Here is a 16,936-nt window from a genome sequence, read left to right as displayed (position 1 = left end):
GAATTCGCCCGCGAGAATTCGATGTATAAATATGCGTCGAGGGTCGGAGGGGCTGGGGGGATGCCCCTCCCCTCCCCTCCCCGCCCGCACCCCAAACGAGGTCATAGCGAAATATCTCCCCGGGTTTTCCCCAACGGGGCCAATATTCGGGCGGGTGCATATTATGCATGGGTGTGAATTCGGGAATTCTGGCGCGGGAGGTGCGGAAATGGTGAGCGCTTTGAAGGTGATCGATGGAATGGCGGCAAGAAAGGCCGTCGAATTGAATTCTTCGGATAATTCGGAGGATTCTCCGAATTCTGTTTTCGTTGCGGCCCGGTCGGGTGATGATCTTCAGCTCCTCATTGCGACGCGCGATCGCGTCGCCAAGGCGATTGACGATCCGATGACGCCGGCGCGCGACCTGGCGGCTCTGACGAAGCGGATCGTCGACATCACCCAGCAGATCAAGGCGCGCAAGGAGGAGGACGAGGGGGACGAGGACGATGGCGGCGGAGCCGAAGACGAGGAGTTCGACCCCGCGTCTGTCTGAGATCGCCCGCCACGTCAAGATCCCTTCGGGCATCGTCTCGACAGGCTGGACGCCGGTCAAGAACCGCTGTGCGACGTTCGGAATCGGCTTCGACGCCTGGCAGGAGGGCCTCGGCGCCCTCGCGCTCGCGAAGCGGTCCGACGGCATGTACGCCGCAGGCATCGGCGGAGTCGTCCTCTCCATCCCCCGGCAGGTCGGCAAGACCTACCTGATCGGATGGATCGTCTTCGCGCTCTGCACGATCGTCCCGAGCCTCACGGTCATCTGGACCGCGCACAGGACGCGCACGTCCAACGAGACCTTCGAGAAGATGCGCACGATGTCGAGGCGCCCGAAGGTCGCCGGCCACATCCAAGGCGTCAGGGCGACGAACGGTGAGCAGGCGATCAACTTCAAGAACGGGTCCAGGATCCTGTTCGGCGCGCGCGAGGCGGGCTTCGGCCGCGGCTTTGCCGAGGTTGACATCCTCGTTCTCGACGAGGCGCAGATCCTCACGGAGAACGCCATGTCCGACATGGAGCCGGCCACGAACGCCGCGGCGAACGGCCTCGTCATCATGATGGGCACGCCACCGCGCCCGAAGGACCCGGGGGAGGTCTTCGCGCACCGGCGCGCCGAGGCGCTCGCGGGCGACGAGGACACGCTCTATGTCGAGTTCTCCTCGGACGAGGGAGTGAACCCGGCGACGTGGAAGAAGTCGCACGTCGACTGGAAGCAGGTCTCGAAGGCGAACCCCTCGTATCCGCACAGGACGAGTCGCACAGCGATCCTGCGCATGCGTAAGCTCCTCGCCTCCGATGACGCCTTCCGGCGCGAGGCCCTGGGCATCTGGGACAAGGAAGCGAAGCAGGCCGCGGCGATTCCGGCCGACAAGTGGCTCGAGTGCCTCGTCGACGTCGACGTCGACACCTACCCGTCCCAGTGCTTCGCCGTCCGCTTCTCCGTCGACGGGTCGCACGTCGCGCTCGCGGCCGCGTCCAGGGTCGATCGTCGGCGGATTCTGGTCGATGGTGTGCGTGTCGAGGCGGCGGCCGCCGGAGTCGAGTGGGCGATCTCGTTCTTGACGGAGGCTGATCGGCTCGCGAGGACGGCGCAGATCGTCGTCGACGGGAAGGGCGGCACGGGCTATCTGATCGATCAGTTGCGCGCGGCGGGTGTGCCTCAGCGTCTGATTTGGACGCCGTCGACGGACCAGGTGATCACGGCGCACTCGATGTTCCTCGAGGGCGTGAAGACGGGTCGTGTGGCCCATTGGGAGTCGCCGGAGCTTGACCGTGAGGTGGGGTGGGCGACGCTCCGGAAGATCGGCGCGCAGGGCGGCTTCGGTTGGCTGGCGCCGGATGGGCAGACGGTGGCGCTCTTGGACGCGGCGACGCTCGCGCATTGGGCGGTGAGGACGACGAAGAGGCGCCCGAAGGGGACGCAGAGGAAGGCGGTGAGGGTCCTATGATCACGGCTCCGCAGTTCAAGGAGCTCACCTCCGACGAGCAGTCCGCTCTCAACAGCCTGTGGTGGCAGCTCCAGTCCAAGGCGGCGAAGAACAACCTCCTCGCGCAGTACTACGACGGGCATCGCGCATTCCAGGATCTGGGGATCTCGATTCCTCCTCAGATGGCCGGGACGCGCGCTGCTCTCGGGTGGCCGCAGAAGGTCGTTGGCGCGCTCGCGCGCAAGCACGTGTTCGAGGGGATCGCCCTCGATGGCGACCTTGATCCGTTCGGTCTCTCCGAGGTGCTCACGGTCAATGACTTCGGGTCCGAGCTCGCGCAGGCGATCACGAGCGCGTACACGCACTCCTGCGCGTTCCTGACGGTCCTGAAGGGAAACGAGGCGGACGGGGAGCCTCCCGTTGTCATTCGGGCGCGAGACGCGCGCTGGACGACGGCGCTGTGGGATCACCAGGGCCGGCGAATCTACGCGGCGCTCATCGTCACCGAATCGACGCGGGAGTCGTATTCGGATGAGATGGACCGGCTGATCGCGCGGACAATGGTCGTCCCGACGGCAATGACGATGCTCCTGCCGAAGTCCACGATCGTGATGAAGCGTGAGGGCGCCGCGTGGTCGGTCGTTCGGATTCCAAACGAGTGGAACCGGGTCATGGTCGAGCCGATCATCTACGATCCGCAGCTCTCGCGCCCGTTCGGGCGCTCGCGGATCAGCCGCGAGGTCCGGTATCTGACGGATGCTGCGATTCGGACGATGGTGCGCACGGAGACGAGTGCGGAGTTCTTCTCGAGCCCTCAGCGCGCGGTGATCGGAGCGGATGAGGACGCCTTCGATTCGGTCGATCGCTGGTCGGCGATCATGGGGCGTCTCCTCTCGATCGGCCTCAATGAGGAAGGGCAGATGCCCAAGGTCGAGCAGTTCCCTCAGATGACGATGGAGCCGCATCTCGCGATGTACAGGCAGCTCGCGCAGAACCTCTGCTCGGCGACGAACCTGCCGACGTCGGCCGTGGGGATTTTCGCGGACAATCCGGCGTCGGCTGAGGCGATGCAGGCGGCCGAGTACGCGCTCTCGGACGAGGCGGAGTACCAGTGGAGGGTTTTCACTCCGGCGCTCCGTCGGATCGCTGAGGACGTCGTCATGGTCCGCGATGGACTCTCTGAGCCGCCGGCGGAGTCGTGGCGCCTGAACGTCAATTGGACGCCGGCGCGTTACGTCTCTCCGCAGGCGTCGTCGGACTTCATCGTGAAGACGGTCCAGGCGATCCCGAAGGTCGCCGAGACGACCGTCGCTCTGCGTCGAGCGGGCTTCACGCAGGGCGAGATCGATCAGATGAATGCGGAAATCCGGCGCTCATCGGCGTCGGGCGTCCTCGACAGGCTCGCAACGGAGGGCGCGGAGCCGGAGGGAGCTGCCCTGTCGGAGGTGACGTCTGGTGGTGGAGCGTAAGGACGTCAATCGGCTGCTCAACGCGCAGAACGAGGCGGCGCGCTTGGCCGTTCGGGACCTCAAGAAGCTATGGTCGCGCCTCGACGTTTCGAATCCGGCGCAGGTGCGCGACGCACTGCTCGAGCTCGTGCCGGCGCTCGTCAACAGGTACGGCGACGTCGCAGCCGCTGCAGCGGCGGACTGGTACGAGAAGGTGCGCGCGGAGGTGCCGGGGCTTCCGCCGTTCACGACGCTCCTCGCGGATCCGATCCCTGAGGAGCACATCCAGACGACGATTCGACGTCAGGCCGGCGGGCTCTGGGAGGACAAGCCGAACCAGGTTCTCAACGCCGTCGGCGGTGAGATCTCGCGTTGGGTGAAGCAGTCGGCGAAGGACACGATCGCGAAGAACATCAAGCGGGATCCGGCGAAGCCGGGATGGGCGAGGGTTCCGAAGGGAGCGTCGACGTGCGCGTGGTGTTCGATGCTCGCCTCCAGGGGCTTCGCGTACACCGGGGAGCCTGAGGCAGAAGCTGCGAGCCATCGGAACTGCGACTGCCAGATTGTCCCATCGTTCGGCAAGACGCATCCGAAGATCGAGGGATACGACCCTGAGCGGCTGTACGACGAGTATTCGCAGGCGCGTGACGCCGTCGATGCCGATGGCGGGGACCCGTCCGACAAGGAACAGATCCTGAAGGCGATGCGGAAGCTCTTTCCCGATCGCTACAGCGATGGGGTCAAGCCGAAGAAGCCGAGGAACGCTTCCCACGATGGGACGCTTCAGTTGAGCGCCGTTGGTGATATTGCGCGGAAAGCGCGTCTTGATTTGGACGCGCGTGGGTTGGTCGAGGACAAGACTCATCGTCTCGCACCGGAGGAGATAGTAGAGCTGCCGGTAGAGTGGCCAGCCGGCCTTCCGCGTCTTAGAGCGAATGCGTGGTACCACACGCTGTATGGCGACAGAAAGTCTGGGGGACACCTCTACGGCTATGGCTGGCGATTCGGCTCCGACGAATTTCCTGAAGATTGGACGCCGGAGGATATCGCGCGAGCTGGCATTGAAGTACTCAGCAGTAGGCAGCTGCCTGAAACGAATCTAGGAACGGTCGTGGGGAACGTCCGCGGAATCAGCGTTAGAGTCGCCTATAGGAACGACTCCAAGGGGCGAATAGTAAAGTCCATTCACCCATACACAAGAAGCATGTAGGATAGCTCCCGTGAAGGATGAATTCGCTGAATTGGAGCGTGATCGCGAGGGGCAACGGCTCTCGCGCCAGTTCGTGCTCGATACGATTGCAGCGATGAACGAAGTCGGGGATACCGAAGCATCGGAGTATCTCGATTCGATGCTTCGTTTCGACGGTCCTGACTTGGACGGGTGCGTATCGTCTCTAGGCAAGCACGGCCTCGTCACGCAGCAATGGGCTGATCGGCTGACGACGATCAATGACATCTTCGATGACCTTCATGAAGAGCTCGCAGAGCTGAAAGGCTACTTGGCCGAACAGTCGGTCTAGCGCTCGGCCTACCTACGACGAACCCCGAAGCCATGACGGCTCCGGGGTTTTCTCATGCCCGCGGCGCGCGGGCGTTTGGTTTCCCTGACCGCTGGGGTTCAGCGGGGTACATGCGGCCGACGGGCCGGATTCTCACGGAACACAGGAGGGGCATCGTCATGTCCGATTCGACCATCACCGCTGAGGGCGGGGAGCAGACCCAGGGTGCTGGGGAGGCGCCGGCGGCGCAGTTCGAGGCGATCACGACACAGGAGGACCTGGACGCGATCATCGAGAAGCGTCTGGCGCGTGAGCGGCGCAAGTTCGCCGACTACGACGACCTGAAGGCGCGCGCCGAGGGAGCCGAGGATACGGCGAAGGCGCTCGCGGACGCGCAGGCGAAGGTGAAGGCCTTCGAGCACGCGGACGAGGTGCGGGCGTGGCGGGCGAAGGCGTCGAAGGAGGCCGGCGTGCCGGCGGAGCTTCTGCGCGGTGACTCGCTGGAGGAGCTCACGGAGCACGCGGAGCAGCTCAAGGAGTTCGCGAAGGGCCGGGCGCCCGTCGTTGACGGGATCGCGTCGACGCCGAGCGTGTCGCTCTCCTCCGAGCAGGACCTGATTCGGCGCCTGTTCGGGAACTGATTCTCATTCACTGAATCTCTCCGGAAGGGAGAACACCAATGGCCATTTTCGGCACGGAGCAGGCGAAGGTCCTGCTTCCCCGTGAGATCGCGGACGGCATGGTCAAGAAGACCATGTCGACGTCCACGATCGCGAAGCTGTCGGCGTCCGAGCCGATGCGCTTCGGAAAGACGGACATCATCGTCTTCAACGACCTCCCGAAGGCGGAGTTCGTGGAAGAGGGCGGCGACAAGGGGTCGACGACGGGCGGGTTCAGCTCGGTCACCGTCGTCCCGCACAAGGCGCAGGTGACGATGCGCTTCAACCAGGAGGTCAAGTGGGCTGACGAGGACTACCAGCTCGGCGTCCTCAATGAGCTCGCTTCGGCGGGTGCCGACGCGCTCTCGCGCGCCCTCGATCTCGGCGTCTTCCACAGGATCAACCCGCTCACGGGCACGGAGATCTCCACGTGGTCGAACTACGTCGGTGCGACGACGAAGCGCGTCGAGATCGGCGCGGGAACTTCCGAGATCGATGACGACTTCCGCGCTGCGGTCGGCCTCGTCATCAACGATGCGGCGAACCCCGCCCAGGTGACGGGCGCCGCCTTCGACCCGAAGTTCTCCTGGGGCCTGTCGAACCTCAAGACGAAGGACGGGGCGGGCACCACCTCCCAGCTCCGCTACCCGACGCTCGGTTTCGGCACGGCGATGACCGACTTCATGGGCATCCCGGTCGCCGTCGGGTCGACCGTCTCCGGCGTGCCGGAGGCCACCGACACGAAGGTCCGCGCGATCGTCGGCGACTTCCAGGACGGCCTGCGCTGGGGTATCCAGCGCGAGCTCCCGCTCGAGCTCATCACCTACGGCGATCCGGACGGCCAGGGCGACCTGCGGCGCAAGAACCAGATCGCTCTGCGCCTGGAGCTCGTGTACGCCTGGCACGCGTTCGCCGAGCGCTTCGCGATCATCGAGGACAAGTCCTGATGTCGCGCCTGATCAACGTCAACTCCGGGGTGGTCGTCAACGTCGATGAGGCGATGGCGGCCACTCTCGGCGGGCAGTGGGCCACGTTCAAGGGCTCCGTCGAGAAGCTGCCTGTGAAGATCAAGCGCTCGCTCGGGATCGACAAGCGCACCGCCCACACGACGAACGAAGATCCGGTCGAGGAGCTCGAGGGCGACGCGCCCCAGGACGCCGAGGAGCCGGACGCCGAGGACGAGGAGCCAGAGAAGGGCGCGGCGTCCTGACGCGGAAGCGAGGTCGAACTCATGACAGCAGTCGATCCGTCCTCAACCGTGCCGTGGGCGACGCCTGAGGACCTCGAGGCCCGGTGGAGGCTCCTCACCGACGACGAGAAGCAGCGGGCGACCGCGCTGATCGACGACGCGATGAGCCTCATCAAGGACGAATGCCCGAAGTGGCCGAGCGCCCAGCTCGAGTCACTGCGCCGCATCGTCTGCCAGATGGTCCACCGAGCGATGCTCGCCCCTCTCGGCGACGAGGACGCCATCGGCGTCTCCAACGCGTCCATGACGACGGGCCCGTTCTCGCAGGCACTCACCTTCACCAACCCCGGCGGCGACCTCTACCTCACGAAGGCGGAGCGTCGCGCGCTCGCGGGCCGCAGGGGACGCGCCTACGAGGTCGACCTCCTCGCCTCTGGGGAGGTGGCGCCGTGATGGACTCGTGGAAGGTTCCGATCACCCGGGTCCGCGACTCCGAGGCGACCGTGGATCAGTACGGAGAGCCGGTCCCCGGCGCACCGGTTTCTGAGGATCTTCCTCCGGGGCTTTTCGCACCTGGGGGAACCTCGGAGCCGGTCGCCGCGGGAACCGACCCGGTCGTCTCACAGCCGACCGTCTATTGGCGAGGCGAATTCCCGGACGTCGATCCGGCCGACCGCCTCGTGATCGACGGCCGCACCTACGAGGTCGACGGCAAGCCGGGGCGCTGGCCGCTCGGCCTCGTCGTCCAGCTTCGACTCGTGGAGAACGAACGATGAGCGGCCACATCAAGTTCACGAGGAGCAGCAAGGGCTTCAAGGCGATGCTCCGCTCACCGGAGGCGCAGAAGCTCGTCAACGAGGCCGCCGCCAAGGTCGCAGCACGCGCCGGCGACGGCTTCGACGTCGAGCCGAGGACGCTCTCGCGCACGCGCGCCTACGTCAAGCCGACCACGAAAGAAGCTCGAGCCGCGGCGGCACGCCACGCGCTCGAATTCGCAGCGATCAGAGAGGGGTGAACGATGCCGCGCACGCCCGACGTCAAGAAGCTCATCATCGACTACCTCAAGGAACGACTCGACGGCATCCCAGTCGTCTCCAAGCGACCCGACACGGACCCGCCAGAGGAGTTCGTCCGCGTCATCGCCGCCGGCGGGCCGGGCCGCACATCGCGGATCCTCACGCGAGCCTCCCTCATCGTCGACTCCTACTCGGTCTCGACCGGGAAAGCGGCGGCGCTCGCAGGCCGTGTGGACGAAGCGATTCATGCTCTTCCGTCTTCGGCGGTTCCGGTGAACGTCGTCGAGTCGGGGGAGCCCGGGGAGTTTCCCGACCCGGATAGGACCGATCGGCCGAGGTACTCGGCCACCTACACGTTCACGATTCGTCTCATCTGAAAGGGGATACTCCCATGGCAAAACTCAATGCAGCGAACGCGCTGATGTTCGGGTCGGAAAACGATTCGTTCTACCTGGGCGACGGCAAGATCGCCCTCGAATCGATCGTGGATCTCTCGACTCCTGTGCCTTCGGGTCTCGAGGACGTTGGCTGGATCGGCGAGGACGGCATGTCGATCAACCTCAACGATTCGGTCGACAAGCTCCGAGGCCATCAGAATCACGGGGTCGTCAAGACCTACATGTCGGACTCGTCGACGGGGATCGAGGTCGTCGTCCTGGAGTCGAAGCTCAAGCAGTTCCTCGCATTCTTTGACGCGACAGCGAAGAAGGTCGGGGCCATCGCGAGGATCGAGATTCCCGCGGCCCGCAAAGCGCGGACGATGACGGCCGTCATCGATGCGTTCGACACCTCGGACTCCTCGATCCAGTGGCGCGTCCTCCTGCCGAGCCTCCAGCTGGGGGCTCGCGAGGGCGTCCAGTTGAAGATCGGGGAGCTCACCGCCTACAAGTTCAGCTTCGAGATCCTTGGCGGATTCCAGATCCTGACGAATGCGCCGGCGCTCATCCCCGAGGGCTGATCCTGGGCACTGTCTGTCTCCGTTCCCCTGGCTGGAAGTCGGTCCCGGCCAGGGGAACGGTCCATCTCCATCACCTCTCTAGGGCCGACTGACATCCCACGAAAGGGGACCGACAATGACCACGACGACCGAGAAGAAGAACTCTCCGTCTGCGGCGGAGCTGGCGCGCCGCGAGGCCCAGTCCGCCACCGATAAGGGTGAGGCGCAGCCGATCACGGTAGACCTGTGGGGCGTGGAGGTTGAGATCGCGCCCGAGCACCTCAACGACCTGACCTACACGGTGAATCTCGTCCGTATGGACGACTCGTCACTGTCAGATGGGGAGCGGACGAAGGCGGGGATCTCGGTCGCGATGCATATGTGTGGCGACAGATTCGATGAGGTCGTGGCCGCCTACAGGCGTGCGCACGAGGGGGCAGCGCCGGTGTCGGCCGCCGGGGAGATCATCGGTGAATTCTTCCAAGCGATGAACCCGGAATCCCGGGCCTCCTGACGCTCCTGAGAAGGCGTTGGGAGGCCATCGAGGCTGACCTGCTGCGCTTCTACGGGGTGGACCTCCTCAACTTGTTCCGGGGGCGCCTGACCTTGCGCCGGCTCGGGGTGCTCATCAAGGGCTTGCCTCCGGGGTCGGCGACGGGGTACGCCGAGGGCGGGGCGGCGGCCCTGTCGAATGAGGCGGCTCTGATCCGCGACGTCGGCTGGCGCCTGGAGTGCGCGGTCCTCGGCGCTGCGGGGGCGAAGCAGTCGCAGCTGCCGCCCAGGCCGGAGCCGCCCGAGCCGGGGTGGCAGGAGAAGGTCGCGGAGAAGCAGCGTAAGGCGGAGGCGAAGGCACGGGCGTGGCTCGCGCGGCATCCGGAGATTGAGAACTGAACAGCGTGACGAGGCGGGGGTGATCCGATGGCGGGGAATTACGAGCTCGGGACCGCATGGCTGCAGGTCGCGGTCTCCGGTAAGGGGATCGCGAAGGACATCAACAAGGAGCTCGGCGGCGTCGATACCTCGGCGGCGGAGAACAAGATCACCTCCGGGCTCGGTGGGGCCTTCAAATCGGCGGCGAAGATCGGCGCCGTCGCCCTGGGAGGCCTGACGGCAATCGGCGTCGGAGGGTTCCTCACCAACGTCACGAAGCAGGCCTTCGAGGCGTCGGACGCGACGGACAAATTCAAGGCGACCTTGAATTTCGCCGGCATCGACGGCACCCAGATCGACGCGCTGACGGCCTCAGCGAAGAAGTACGCGGACCAGACGGTCTATGACCTCGGCGACATCCAGAACGTCACGGCCCAGCTCGCGGCGAACAACGTCAAGGACTTCGACAAGCTCTCGCAGGCCGCGGGCAACCTCAACGCCGTCGCCGGCGGGAACAAGGACACGTTCAAATCCGTCGGCATGGTCCTCACCCAGACGGCGGGCGCCGGGAAGCTGACGACGGAGAACTGGAACCAGCTCGCGAACGCGATCCCGGGCGCCTCGGGCCAGCTCCAGGACGCCCTCCTCAAGGCCGGCGCCTACACGGGCAACTTCCGTGACGCTATGGCCAAGGGCGAGATCACCGCCGACGAGTTCAACCAGGCGATCCTCGACCTGGGCATGACGGACGTTGCCGAGCAGGCGGCGACCTCGACGGCGACGATGGAGGGTGCCTGGGGAAACTTCGAGGCGGCCATGGTCTCGGGGGTCAAGGAGATCGTCGACGGCGCCAAGCCCATGCTCACCAACGCCCTGTCGGAGATGTCCGACGCCGCGGGGGCGGCGTTCACGTGGATTCAGGAGGACCTCTTCCCCGGCTTGAAGGGCGTGTGGGACGTCCTGGCGAACGGTGACTACTCGGGGCCGATCTTCGGCCTCGAGGAGGACAGCGTCTTCGTCGAGTTCCTCTTCAACGTTCACGAGCTCGGGCAGCAGGCGTGGGACATCCTGACCGGGCATCTCATTCCAGCGGTCCAGGATTTCTTCTCCTCGCTCCAGCAGAATCAGGGGCTGCGCGACTTCGTCTCCGCCATCGGGGAGTTCCTCGCGAAGAAGGGGACGATCCTCGCGGTCGTGGGGACCTTCACGGCCTGGAAGGCGGCGATGGCGGGCATCGCCTTCGCCCAGTTCATCTCGGGACTGTACGGGGCCGCGAAGGGCCTGGCGGTCCACACGGGCGCGCTCGTCGCCGACAATGCTGAGACGCTGATCCTCAAGGGCATGTACGGCGTCGACATGGTGAAGAACCTGGCCGCGTCGGCGCTGGCCTGGGGGAAGAACACCGCGGCGATCGTCGTGTCGAAGGGCGCCCAGCTCGCTGCAACCGCTGCGACGAAGGCCGCCGCGGCGGGCCAGTGGCTCCTCAACGCCGCGATGAACGCGAACCCGATCGGTTTGGTCGTCGCGGGCCTGACGGCACTCGCCGCGGGCCTCGTGTACGCGTGGAATAACTCGGAAACCTTCCGGGCTGGCGTGACGGCCGCCTGGGAGGGCATCAAGGGCGGCGCGATGGTCGTCGTCGACTGGTTCACCGCATATATGCTCCCGACCCTGCAGGGCGTCTGGGAAGGCTTGGAGTTCGGGTTCGAGGTCTTCTCCGACCTCGTGCAGCTCGGCTGGGACCTCATCAAGTACGCCGCCGGCCTGGTCGTCGACTGGTTCACCGCGCACGTCCTGCCCATCCTGCAGGGCGTCTGGGAGGGTATCCAGGCGGGCGCCAAGCTCATGGGCGACCTGGTCACCGCCGCCTGGAATGGGATCAAGGCCGGCGCAGACCTCGTCGTCGGCTGGTTCCAGACCTGGGTCCAGCCCATCATCACCGCCGTATGGGACGGCATCAAGACGGGCGCGCAGATCCTCTGGGACGGCATCACTGTCGTCTGGAATGGGATCAAGGCCGTCATCTCACCAGTGGTCGACTGGATCACCGGCACCGTCCGGGGCAGCATCGACGGCTTCACCAGCGGCGTGAAGTCCGCCTTCGAGACCATGCGCGACGCGATCGGCGCCGTCTGGGCCGGGATCAAGGCCATCACCGCGGTCCCGATCAATTTCGTCATTGACACCGTCTACAACAACGGGATCCGGGCGATGGCGAACTCGCTCGCGGAGAAGATCGGGTCGGATGTGCGCCTGCCGTGGGCGTCCAGGATCTCCGGCTATGCCTCTGGTGGTGTCCTGCCCGGCTACACGCCCGGCCGCGACGTCTACCATTTCGTCTCCCCTGATGGCGGCGGCATGCTCGCCCTGTCGGGCGGTGAGGCGATCATGAGGCCCGAGTGGGTGCGCGCCGTCGGCGGACCCAGTGCGGTCGCAGCGATGAACGCTGCGGCCTCGAGCGGACGCTCTCTCCCGGGTGGGGACCGGGGCCAGGCGTTCGCCTCTGGTGGCATCTGGAACGCCGTGGAAGGCGGGATCTCCGGTGCCCTCGGCTGGCTCCAGTCCTCGGCGCGGGCCCTATCGTCGATCATCACCGACCCGCTCGGCGCGGTCGCGAATCTCGTCCGCAAGCCCATCGACGCGATCATGAGCATGCTCCCCGGCCGGGGCATGTTCGCCGAAGCGGGCCGAAGCCTGCCCTACTCGTGGATAGATTCCTTTGCCTCTTGGCTCCAGGAGTCCACGAAGAACATGTCCGCGTCGAGCCTGGTAGAGCAGGCCAGGCTCGCGATCGGCACGCCCTACGTGTGGGGCGGCGTCAACGTCCCCGGGGGCGTCGACTGCTCCGGCCTCGTCGTCTGGGCACTGCGCGAGCTCGGCATCGACGTCCCACGCCACACCGCCTCCAGCTTCCAGGCCGCCTCCACAGCCGTCCCCAACGGGGCAATCCTGCCCGGCGACCTGTACTTCTGGGGCGGCGCCCCCGGCGCCGGCGGCGCACACCACGTCGCCATCGCATCAGGAAACGGCATGATGGTCGAGGCCCCGACCTTCGGGATGAGCGTCCGCGAGACCGGCGTCTACGGCGGAGCCCACGCCGGCCGCTTCCTCTACGACAACGGCGGACTCCTCCAGCCCGGAATCACCGTCGTCGAAAACCGAACGGGCAAGCCCGAGCCCGTCTTCACCGGCGACCAGTGGAACCGCCTGCTCAACAACCAATCGATCCCTGGCGTCCTCATCGTCAAAGACGCCGACGGCACCCTCATCGGCCGCATGCAGGTCGAAGCCGAGCACGTCTTCGCCGAAGCCGCCGCTCCGGCATCGCGCTCGCGGGCGCGTGAGCTCATGGGAATCTGACGAGGAGAGGGGCTGTCGATAACCATGTGGTCTGCGTCTTCGGGGTACATGTCTATCGGCGTGGACCTGTCGTATTCGGGGAATCCGGCGTCCGGTGTTGTGACGGTGACGGCGTCGATTACCGCCAGGGCGGACGGCTACGGTCATAACTATTCGTCGACGTTCAGGTGGTGGGGGCAGGGCGGTGATGGTTCGGCCGGGTTTTCGTTCTCCTCGCCGTACGGCGGGTGGGCGACGAAGGTGCTGCGCCAGTGGTCGTGGTCTCAGGGGCTCAACTATGGGTCTGGGACGACGGTGGGTGTGGGCGCGTCTCTGGGGCCGATCTGGAACGGCGGGAATCCGTCGGTCGTCGCGTACTTGACGCTTCCGGCGCGCCCGTACAACGCGCCTGCGGCCCCGTCGTCGGTGTCGGTGTCGCGGGTGTCTGCGTCGCAGGCGACGGTGTCGTGGGCGATCGCGTCGACGTCGGACGCGCCTGTGCTTGCTCAGGGTATTGAGCGGTACGACCAGGCGAAGGGCGTGTGGGAGCGGGTCGCGACCGTGGGCGGGTCGGTCCGTTCGTGGACCGATACGTCCCTGCCCGCGAACGATGTTTTCACGTATCGGGTGTGGGGTGATTCCGGGAAGGCTGGGGGGAAGACACAGTCCTCCCAGTGGGTGACGTCGACTGTCAGCGCGCCGACCGGAGTGACGGCTGTCAAGGACTCGTCGGGGAACATTGTCGTCTCGTGGACCAGGGCCTACCCGGGTGCGGGGAAGTTCACGGTCTACGACAACGGCAGGCAGGTCGGGACGGTCGCAGCATCGACGGGCTCCTCTGGGTTCTCGTTCACGCACGCGACGCCCGACGCGCAGACAACGCACTCGTATACGGTCGTCCAGACCGACAACGGCGTGTCCTCGCCCGCTTCGTCTGCGTCGAATACGGTGCAGCTCTTGGCCGCTCCGAACGCTCCGAAGCTGACGGGGCCGACGGGGAACAAGCTCACCGGTTCGATCACTTTCGCGTGGCAGCACAATCCGGTGGATTCGTCTGTGCAGACGGCCGCGAACCTCCGCTACCGGGTGGCGGGCGCGTCCTCGTGGACGACCGTGGCCGTCACGACCAGCCAGTCGTACACGGTGAGCCTTGCGGCCGCCTCCTACGAGTGGCAGGTGCAGACGAAGGGCCTGCACGCCGACTATTCACCGTGGAGCGCGGTCGGGACGTTCACGGTGGCGGACGCCCCCGGCATGTCCATTGTGACGCCAGAACTAGGGCTGAAGGTCAACACGTCCAGGCTGACGGTCTCCTGGACGTACTACCAGGCCCAAAACGCTCCCCAAGCCGAAACGCAAATACAGGTCCTACGCGTATCGGGGCGCAACGAGGAGCCAATCGAGCAAACGACCGTCGTCGGCACCGCGACATCATGGGCCATGCCCACGCCGCTCAAAGACGGCGGCTCCTACATGATTCTCGCCCGCGTCAAGTCCGGGCACGGCCTCTGGTCCCAATGGGCGTACACCAGCTTTACGGTGGCGTTTCCTGTGCCGCCACAGCCGACTGGCGTCGCATCGTGGGATGAGACACTCGGCGTGGCGACGATTTCCATCTCCAACCCGGAACCGGACCAGTCGCTCACTCCCGTCCCACCGGCCGCTGTGTCCAACACGATCGAACGATCAGTGGATGGCGGGGACTCGTGGGAGCTCGTCGCCGACGGCGTCGCCGTATCGGGCTCGATCGTCGACCCAGAATGCCTCTCCAAAGGGACAACCCTCTACCGCCTCACAGCCGTGTCCGACCTGCCGTCGACGGCGTCCGTCGTCGTCGAGCTGGAGACCGCCTCTGACGCGATCTGGCTCTCGGGAGGCAACGGCTTCGCGCTCGCGGTCCCGCTCGAGTGGGATCCGAAGCATTCGACGTCGGTGGGCTTGGTGAACAGGCAGGTTCATCACTTTGCTGGGCGTCGCCTTGGGGTGGAGATGGCGGGCACGCAGCGTCAGCGCAAGGTGAACGTGAATGCGACGCTGCTTGATGAGCGGTTCGATCTCGTCGGGCGGCTCGAGGAGCTCGCCTACCAGCCTGCGCCGTTCCTCTACCGGGATCCGCTGGGCCGGCGGATCTACGGGAGCCTGGACGGTGTCCAGACGGATCGCGCGGTCGGCGGCAAATGGGCGGTGTCGGCCTCTCTGGAGGAGGTGGATCGGTGAGCGCGCATCGGCAGGCGGAGTACGTGGTCCGCCTCCTCGATGAGGACGACCGGGAGATCCGAGTTCTCGATGGCGTGACGGGCGGGTCGGTCTCCCTGTCGGCGTCGACGCGCCTGCGTGCGTCGGGGAGCCTGTCGATCCGGGAGACGGGAGAACCGATCGATTGGCTCTCGCAGAGGGTCCGCATCGACTACGAGCCGGTCGGCGTGGAGGGGTGGCCTTTGGGTGTGTTCCTCTTGTCGACTCCGCAGGACGCGTACTCGGATTCTGGGCGCGCGTGGGATGTGGAGCTGCTCGGGAAGCTCGCGATCCTCGACGGGACGGCCGTCGAGGCGACGACGAGCGTCGAGGCGGGGGAGAATCTCGTGGGCGCGGCGAAGCAGTTCGCGGTCGAGGCGGGGTGGGATCGGATCGCGGTCACGCCGTCGCAGACGGTGGCCGCGTCGCAGATCGTGTGGGAGGCGGGCACGTCACTCCTCACGATCATCAACGACCTGCTCTCGGCGGCAGGCTATTGGGCGGCGTTCGTTGACGGCTACGGGGTCCTCCAGCTACAGCCCTACACGCGCCCCGCCTCGCGAGCCCAGGCGTTCGCGTTCGTCGAGGGCGAGGAGTCGATCCACTCGGCCGAGTGGACGAGGGACCAGGATCTCGCATCCGTGCCGAACCGGGTCGTCCTCGTCGGACAGGGGAGCGGGGACACGCCCGCCCTCGTCGGCGTCGCCACCAACGAGGATCCCGAGTCCCCGTATTCGGTGCAGCGGCGCGGCCGGTGGATCAGCCTGTCGGAGACGGGAGTCGAGGCCGCCGACCAGGCAACGATCGACGCGCTCGCCCACAGGCGCCTCATCGACGCCTCGACCCCACAGGCGACCCTACAAATCTCGCACATGCCAATACCGATCGTCCCCAACGACGCCGGGGTCTTCCGGTCGCAGGGGGTGGACGCGCGGGTCGTCGTCAAATCGGTCGAATACCAGCTCGACCCGACCGCGCTCGCCAAGACGAAACTCCTGGAGGTGATCGACCTGTGACCACGCTCGACTACCTCATGGGGACGGTCGCGCGCCTCAAGGCCCTCGTCGAGCAGGTCCCGTCCTACCGGTGGGCGACTGTCGTCCAGGGCGACCCGCTGCGTATCCTCCTCGACGGCGACACCGAGCCGATGCGCGGCACACCCGAGAACGTCGCGGGCCCGCTCGCCCTCGGCCAGCGCGTCCTCGTCACGGCCTCGCGCCGCCGCGTCTACGTGATCGGAAGATCCGGAGGGATGGGAATCCCGACGGGTGCGATCAGCGCGTTCGGCGGGGCGGCGGCTCCTCCGGGGTGGCTGTTGTGCGACGGGGCGGCATACGCGAAAACAGCATATCCGGCGTTGGCGGCAGTACTCGGCGCGACGGGCGCGGGGACGACGTTCACGGTCCCGGATCTTCGTGGGCGTATCCCGATGGGGGCGGGTGCTCCTGCGGCGAACTCGGACAACTCATGGGGATCGATACAACTGTCCGGCGGGTGGAGTCTCGGCAAGTCGGTCGGTGAGTACAAGCACGGCCTCACTGTCGCGGAAATCCCCTCACACGACCATGACCTCACCGGGCACACCTTCAGCTGGGGCGCCTCAGGGACCGTCCGCATCGCGAACACGACAGCGGTCGCCGCAGCATCCCAGGGCAACGAGCTCTACACATTCCAGGGTGCTGACGGCTGGGGTGACACAAAGGCGACGGGCGGCGGCGGAGCCCACAACAACGTGCAGCCGTCCCTCGTCGTCAACTTCATCATCAAGTACTAGGAGGGGAAA

At 66.1% G+C, this 16,936-nt stretch carries 19 protein-coding genes; all 19 read left to right on the top strand.

All coding sequences use genetic code 11. From position 1 onward, the window contains the following. Nucleotides 1-208 precede the first annotated feature (208 nt). The 19 genes from DY157_RS08750 (at nt 209) to DY157_RS08660 (ending at nt 16,927) form a co-directional block, all read left to right on the top strand. The gene (locus DY157_RS08750) at nt 209-532 is read left to right on the top strand and encodes a hypothetical protein (protein WP_218938076.1); all 324 of its coding nucleotides are present in this window, start codon (nt 209-211) and stop codon (nt 530-532) included. Then, complete coding sequence (locus tag DY157_RS08745; RefSeq protein WP_115728258.1) at nt 486-1,982, top strand: terminase; 1,497 nt, start codon at nt 486-488, stop codon at nt 1,980-1,982. The genes DY157_RS08750 and DY157_RS08745 overlap by 47 nt, the downstream gene beginning before the upstream one ends. Beyond that, a complete protein-coding gene (locus DY157_RS08740) occupies nt 1,979-3,430 on the top strand; it encodes a phage portal protein (protein ID WP_115728257.1) in 1,452 nt (483 codons plus the stop codon). The genes DY157_RS08745 and DY157_RS08740 overlap by 4 nt, the downstream gene beginning before the upstream one ends. Continuing rightward, nucleotides 3,417-4,619 carry a VG15 protein gene (locus tag DY157_RS08735; RefSeq protein ID WP_115728256.1) on the top strand — a complete coding sequence of 401 codons (1,203 nt, stop codon included), beginning with the start codon at nt 3,417-3,419 and terminating at the stop codon, nt 4,617-4,619. Before DY157_RS08740 ends, DY157_RS08735 begins: the two co-directional genes overlap by 14 nt. A 10-nt stretch (nt 4,620-4,629) precedes the next feature. Continuing rightward, nucleotides 4,630-4,929, top strand: a complete 300-nt coding sequence (locus tag DY157_RS08730; protein WP_115728255.1) for a hypothetical protein — start codon at nt 4,630-4,632, stop codon at nt 4,927-4,929. 158 nt (nt 4,930-5,087) lie between these two features. Continuing rightward, complete coding sequence (locus tag DY157_RS08725) at nt 5,088-5,549, top strand: hypothetical protein (RefSeq protein WP_115728254.1); 462 nt, start codon at nt 5,088-5,090, stop codon at nt 5,547-5,549. Between the two features lie 38 nt (nt 5,550-5,587). Beyond that, nucleotides 5,588-6,514 carry a phage major capsid family protein gene (locus DY157_RS08720; RefSeq protein WP_115728253.1) on the top strand — a complete coding sequence of 309 codons (927 nt, stop codon included), beginning with the start codon at nt 5,588-5,590 and terminating at the stop codon, nt 6,512-6,514. Then, on the top strand, nt 6,514-6,777 hold the full coding sequence (locus tag DY157_RS08715) for a hypothetical protein (protein ID WP_115728252.1): 264 nt from the start codon (nt 6,514-6,516) through the stop codon (nt 6,775-6,777). The genes DY157_RS08720 and DY157_RS08715 overlap by 1 nt, the downstream gene beginning before the upstream one ends. Nucleotides 6,778-6,798: 21 nt before the next feature. Beyond that, nucleotides 6,799-7,209 (top strand): Gp19/Gp15/Gp42 family protein, encoded by a 411-nt coding sequence (locus DY157_RS08710; RefSeq protein WP_115728251.1) that lies wholly within the window; start codon nt 6,799-6,801, stop codon nt 7,207-7,209. Next, nucleotides 7,209-7,532: a hypothetical protein gene (locus tag DY157_RS08705; RefSeq protein ID WP_160159503.1), complete on the top strand. Its 324-nt coding sequence runs from the start codon at nt 7,209-7,211 to the stop codon at nt 7,530-7,532. Before DY157_RS08710 ends, DY157_RS08705 begins: the two co-directional genes overlap by 1 nt. Beyond that, nucleotides 7,529-7,771: a hypothetical protein gene (locus DY157_RS08700; RefSeq protein ID WP_115728249.1), complete on the top strand. Its 243-nt coding sequence runs from the start codon at nt 7,529-7,531 to the stop codon at nt 7,769-7,771. Before DY157_RS08705 ends, DY157_RS08700 begins: the two co-directional genes overlap by 4 nt. Before the next feature lie 3 nt (nt 7,772-7,774). Further along, nucleotides 7,775-8,149, top strand: a complete 375-nt coding sequence (locus DY157_RS08695; RefSeq protein WP_115728248.1) for a hypothetical protein — start codon at nt 7,775-7,777, stop codon at nt 8,147-8,149. A gap of 14 nt (nt 8,150-8,163) precedes the next feature. Beyond that, the gene (locus DY157_RS08690) at nt 8,164-8,730 is read left to right on the top strand and encodes a hypothetical protein (RefSeq protein WP_160159502.1); all 567 of its coding nucleotides are present in this window, start codon (nt 8,164-8,166) and stop codon (nt 8,728-8,730) included. 115 nt (nt 8,731-8,845) lie between these two features. Then, a complete protein-coding gene (locus DY157_RS08685; protein WP_115728246.1) occupies nt 8,846-9,223 on the top strand; it encodes a hypothetical protein in 378 nt (125 codons plus the stop codon). A 56-nt stretch (nt 9,224-9,279) separates the two neighbouring features. Then, the gene (locus tag DY157_RS08680; protein ID WP_115728245.1) at nt 9,280-9,600 is read left to right on the top strand and encodes a hypothetical protein; all 321 of its coding nucleotides are present in this window, start codon (nt 9,280-9,282) and stop codon (nt 9,598-9,600) included. 27 nt (nt 9,601-9,627) lie between these two features. Next, nucleotides 9,628-12,939, top strand: coding sequence for a tape measure protein (locus tag DY157_RS08675; RefSeq protein ID WP_115728244.1), 3,312 nt, complete (start codon nt 9,628-9,630; stop codon nt 12,937-12,939). 60 nt (nt 12,940-12,999) lie between these two features. Continuing rightward, nucleotides 13,000-15,135, top strand: coding sequence for a fibronectin type III domain-containing protein (locus DY157_RS08670; protein ID WP_160159501.1), 2,136 nt, complete (start codon nt 13,000-13,002; stop codon nt 15,133-15,135). Next, the gene (locus DY157_RS08665) at nt 15,132-16,169 is read left to right on the top strand and encodes a hypothetical protein (protein ID WP_115728242.1); all 1,038 of its coding nucleotides are present in this window, start codon (nt 15,132-15,134) and stop codon (nt 16,167-16,169) included. The genes DY157_RS08670 and DY157_RS08665 overlap by 4 nt, the downstream gene beginning before the upstream one ends. Next, the gene (locus tag DY157_RS08660; protein ID WP_115728241.1) at nt 16,166-16,927 is read left to right on the top strand and encodes a phage tail protein; all 762 of its coding nucleotides are present in this window, start codon (nt 16,166-16,168) and stop codon (nt 16,925-16,927) included. Before DY157_RS08665 ends, DY157_RS08660 begins: the two co-directional genes overlap by 4 nt. Nucleotides 16,928-16,936 lie beyond the last annotated feature (9 nt).

The sequence above is a fragment of the Actinomyces culturomici genome, assembly GCF_900499005.1.
GTDB classification, from domain to species: Bacteria; Actinomycetota; Actinomycetes; order Actinomycetales; family Actinomycetaceae; genus Pauljensenia; species Pauljensenia culturomici.
The sequence above is the reverse complement of the archived record's forward strand: the minus strand, read 5'-3'. Positions and strand labels throughout refer to the sequence as shown.

Excerpts from the sequence above, each read along its gene's own strand:
- DY157_RS08685 (WP_115728246.1), top strand. The coding sequence starts at position 8,846 with ATGACCACGACGACCGAGAAGAAGAACTCTCCGTCTGCGGCGGAGCTG.
- DY157_RS08720 (WP_115728253.1), top strand. The coding sequence starts at position 5,588 with ATGGCCATTTTCGGCACGGAGCAGGCGAAGGTCCTGCTTCCCCGTGAG.
- DY157_RS08745 (WP_115728258.1), top strand. The coding sequence starts at position 486 with ATGGCGGCGGAGCCGAAGACGAGGAGTTCGACCCCGCGTCTGTCTGAG.
- DY157_RS08675 (WP_115728244.1), top strand. The coding sequence starts at position 9,628 with ATGGCGGGGAATTACGAGCTCGGGACCGCATGGCTGCAGGTCGCGGTC.
- DY157_RS08690 (WP_160159502.1), top strand. The coding sequence starts at position 8,164 with ATGGCAAAACTCAATGCAGCGAACGCGCTGATGTTCGGGTCGGAAAAC.
- DY157_RS08695 (WP_115728248.1), top strand. The coding sequence starts at position 7,775 with ATGCCGCGCACGCCCGACGTCAAGAAGCTCATCATCGACTACCTCAAG.
- DY157_RS08710 (WP_115728251.1), top strand. The coding sequence starts at position 6,799 with ATGACAGCAGTCGATCCGTCCTCAACCGTGCCGTGGGCGACGCCTGAG.
- DY157_RS08705 (WP_160159503.1), top strand. The coding sequence starts at position 7,209 with ATGGACTCGTGGAAGGTTCCGATCACCCGGGTCCGCGACTCCGAGGCG.
- DY157_RS08740 (WP_115728257.1), top strand. The coding sequence starts at position 1,979 with ATGATCACGGCTCCGCAGTTCAAGGAGCTCACCTCCGACGAGCAGTCC.
- DY157_RS08750 (WP_218938076.1), top strand. The coding sequence starts at position 209 with ATGGTGAGCGCTTTGAAGGTGATCGATGGAATGGCGGCAAGAAAGGCC.
- DY157_RS08725 (WP_115728254.1), top strand. The coding sequence starts at position 5,088 with ATGTCCGATTCGACCATCACCGCTGAGGGCGGGGAGCAGACCCAGGGT.
- DY157_RS08715 (WP_115728252.1), top strand. The coding sequence starts at position 6,514 with ATGTCGCGCCTGATCAACGTCAACTCCGGGGTGGTCGTCAACGTCGAT.
- DY157_RS08700 (WP_115728249.1), top strand. The coding sequence starts at position 7,529 with ATGAGCGGCCACATCAAGTTCACGAGGAGCAGCAAGGGCTTCAAGGCG.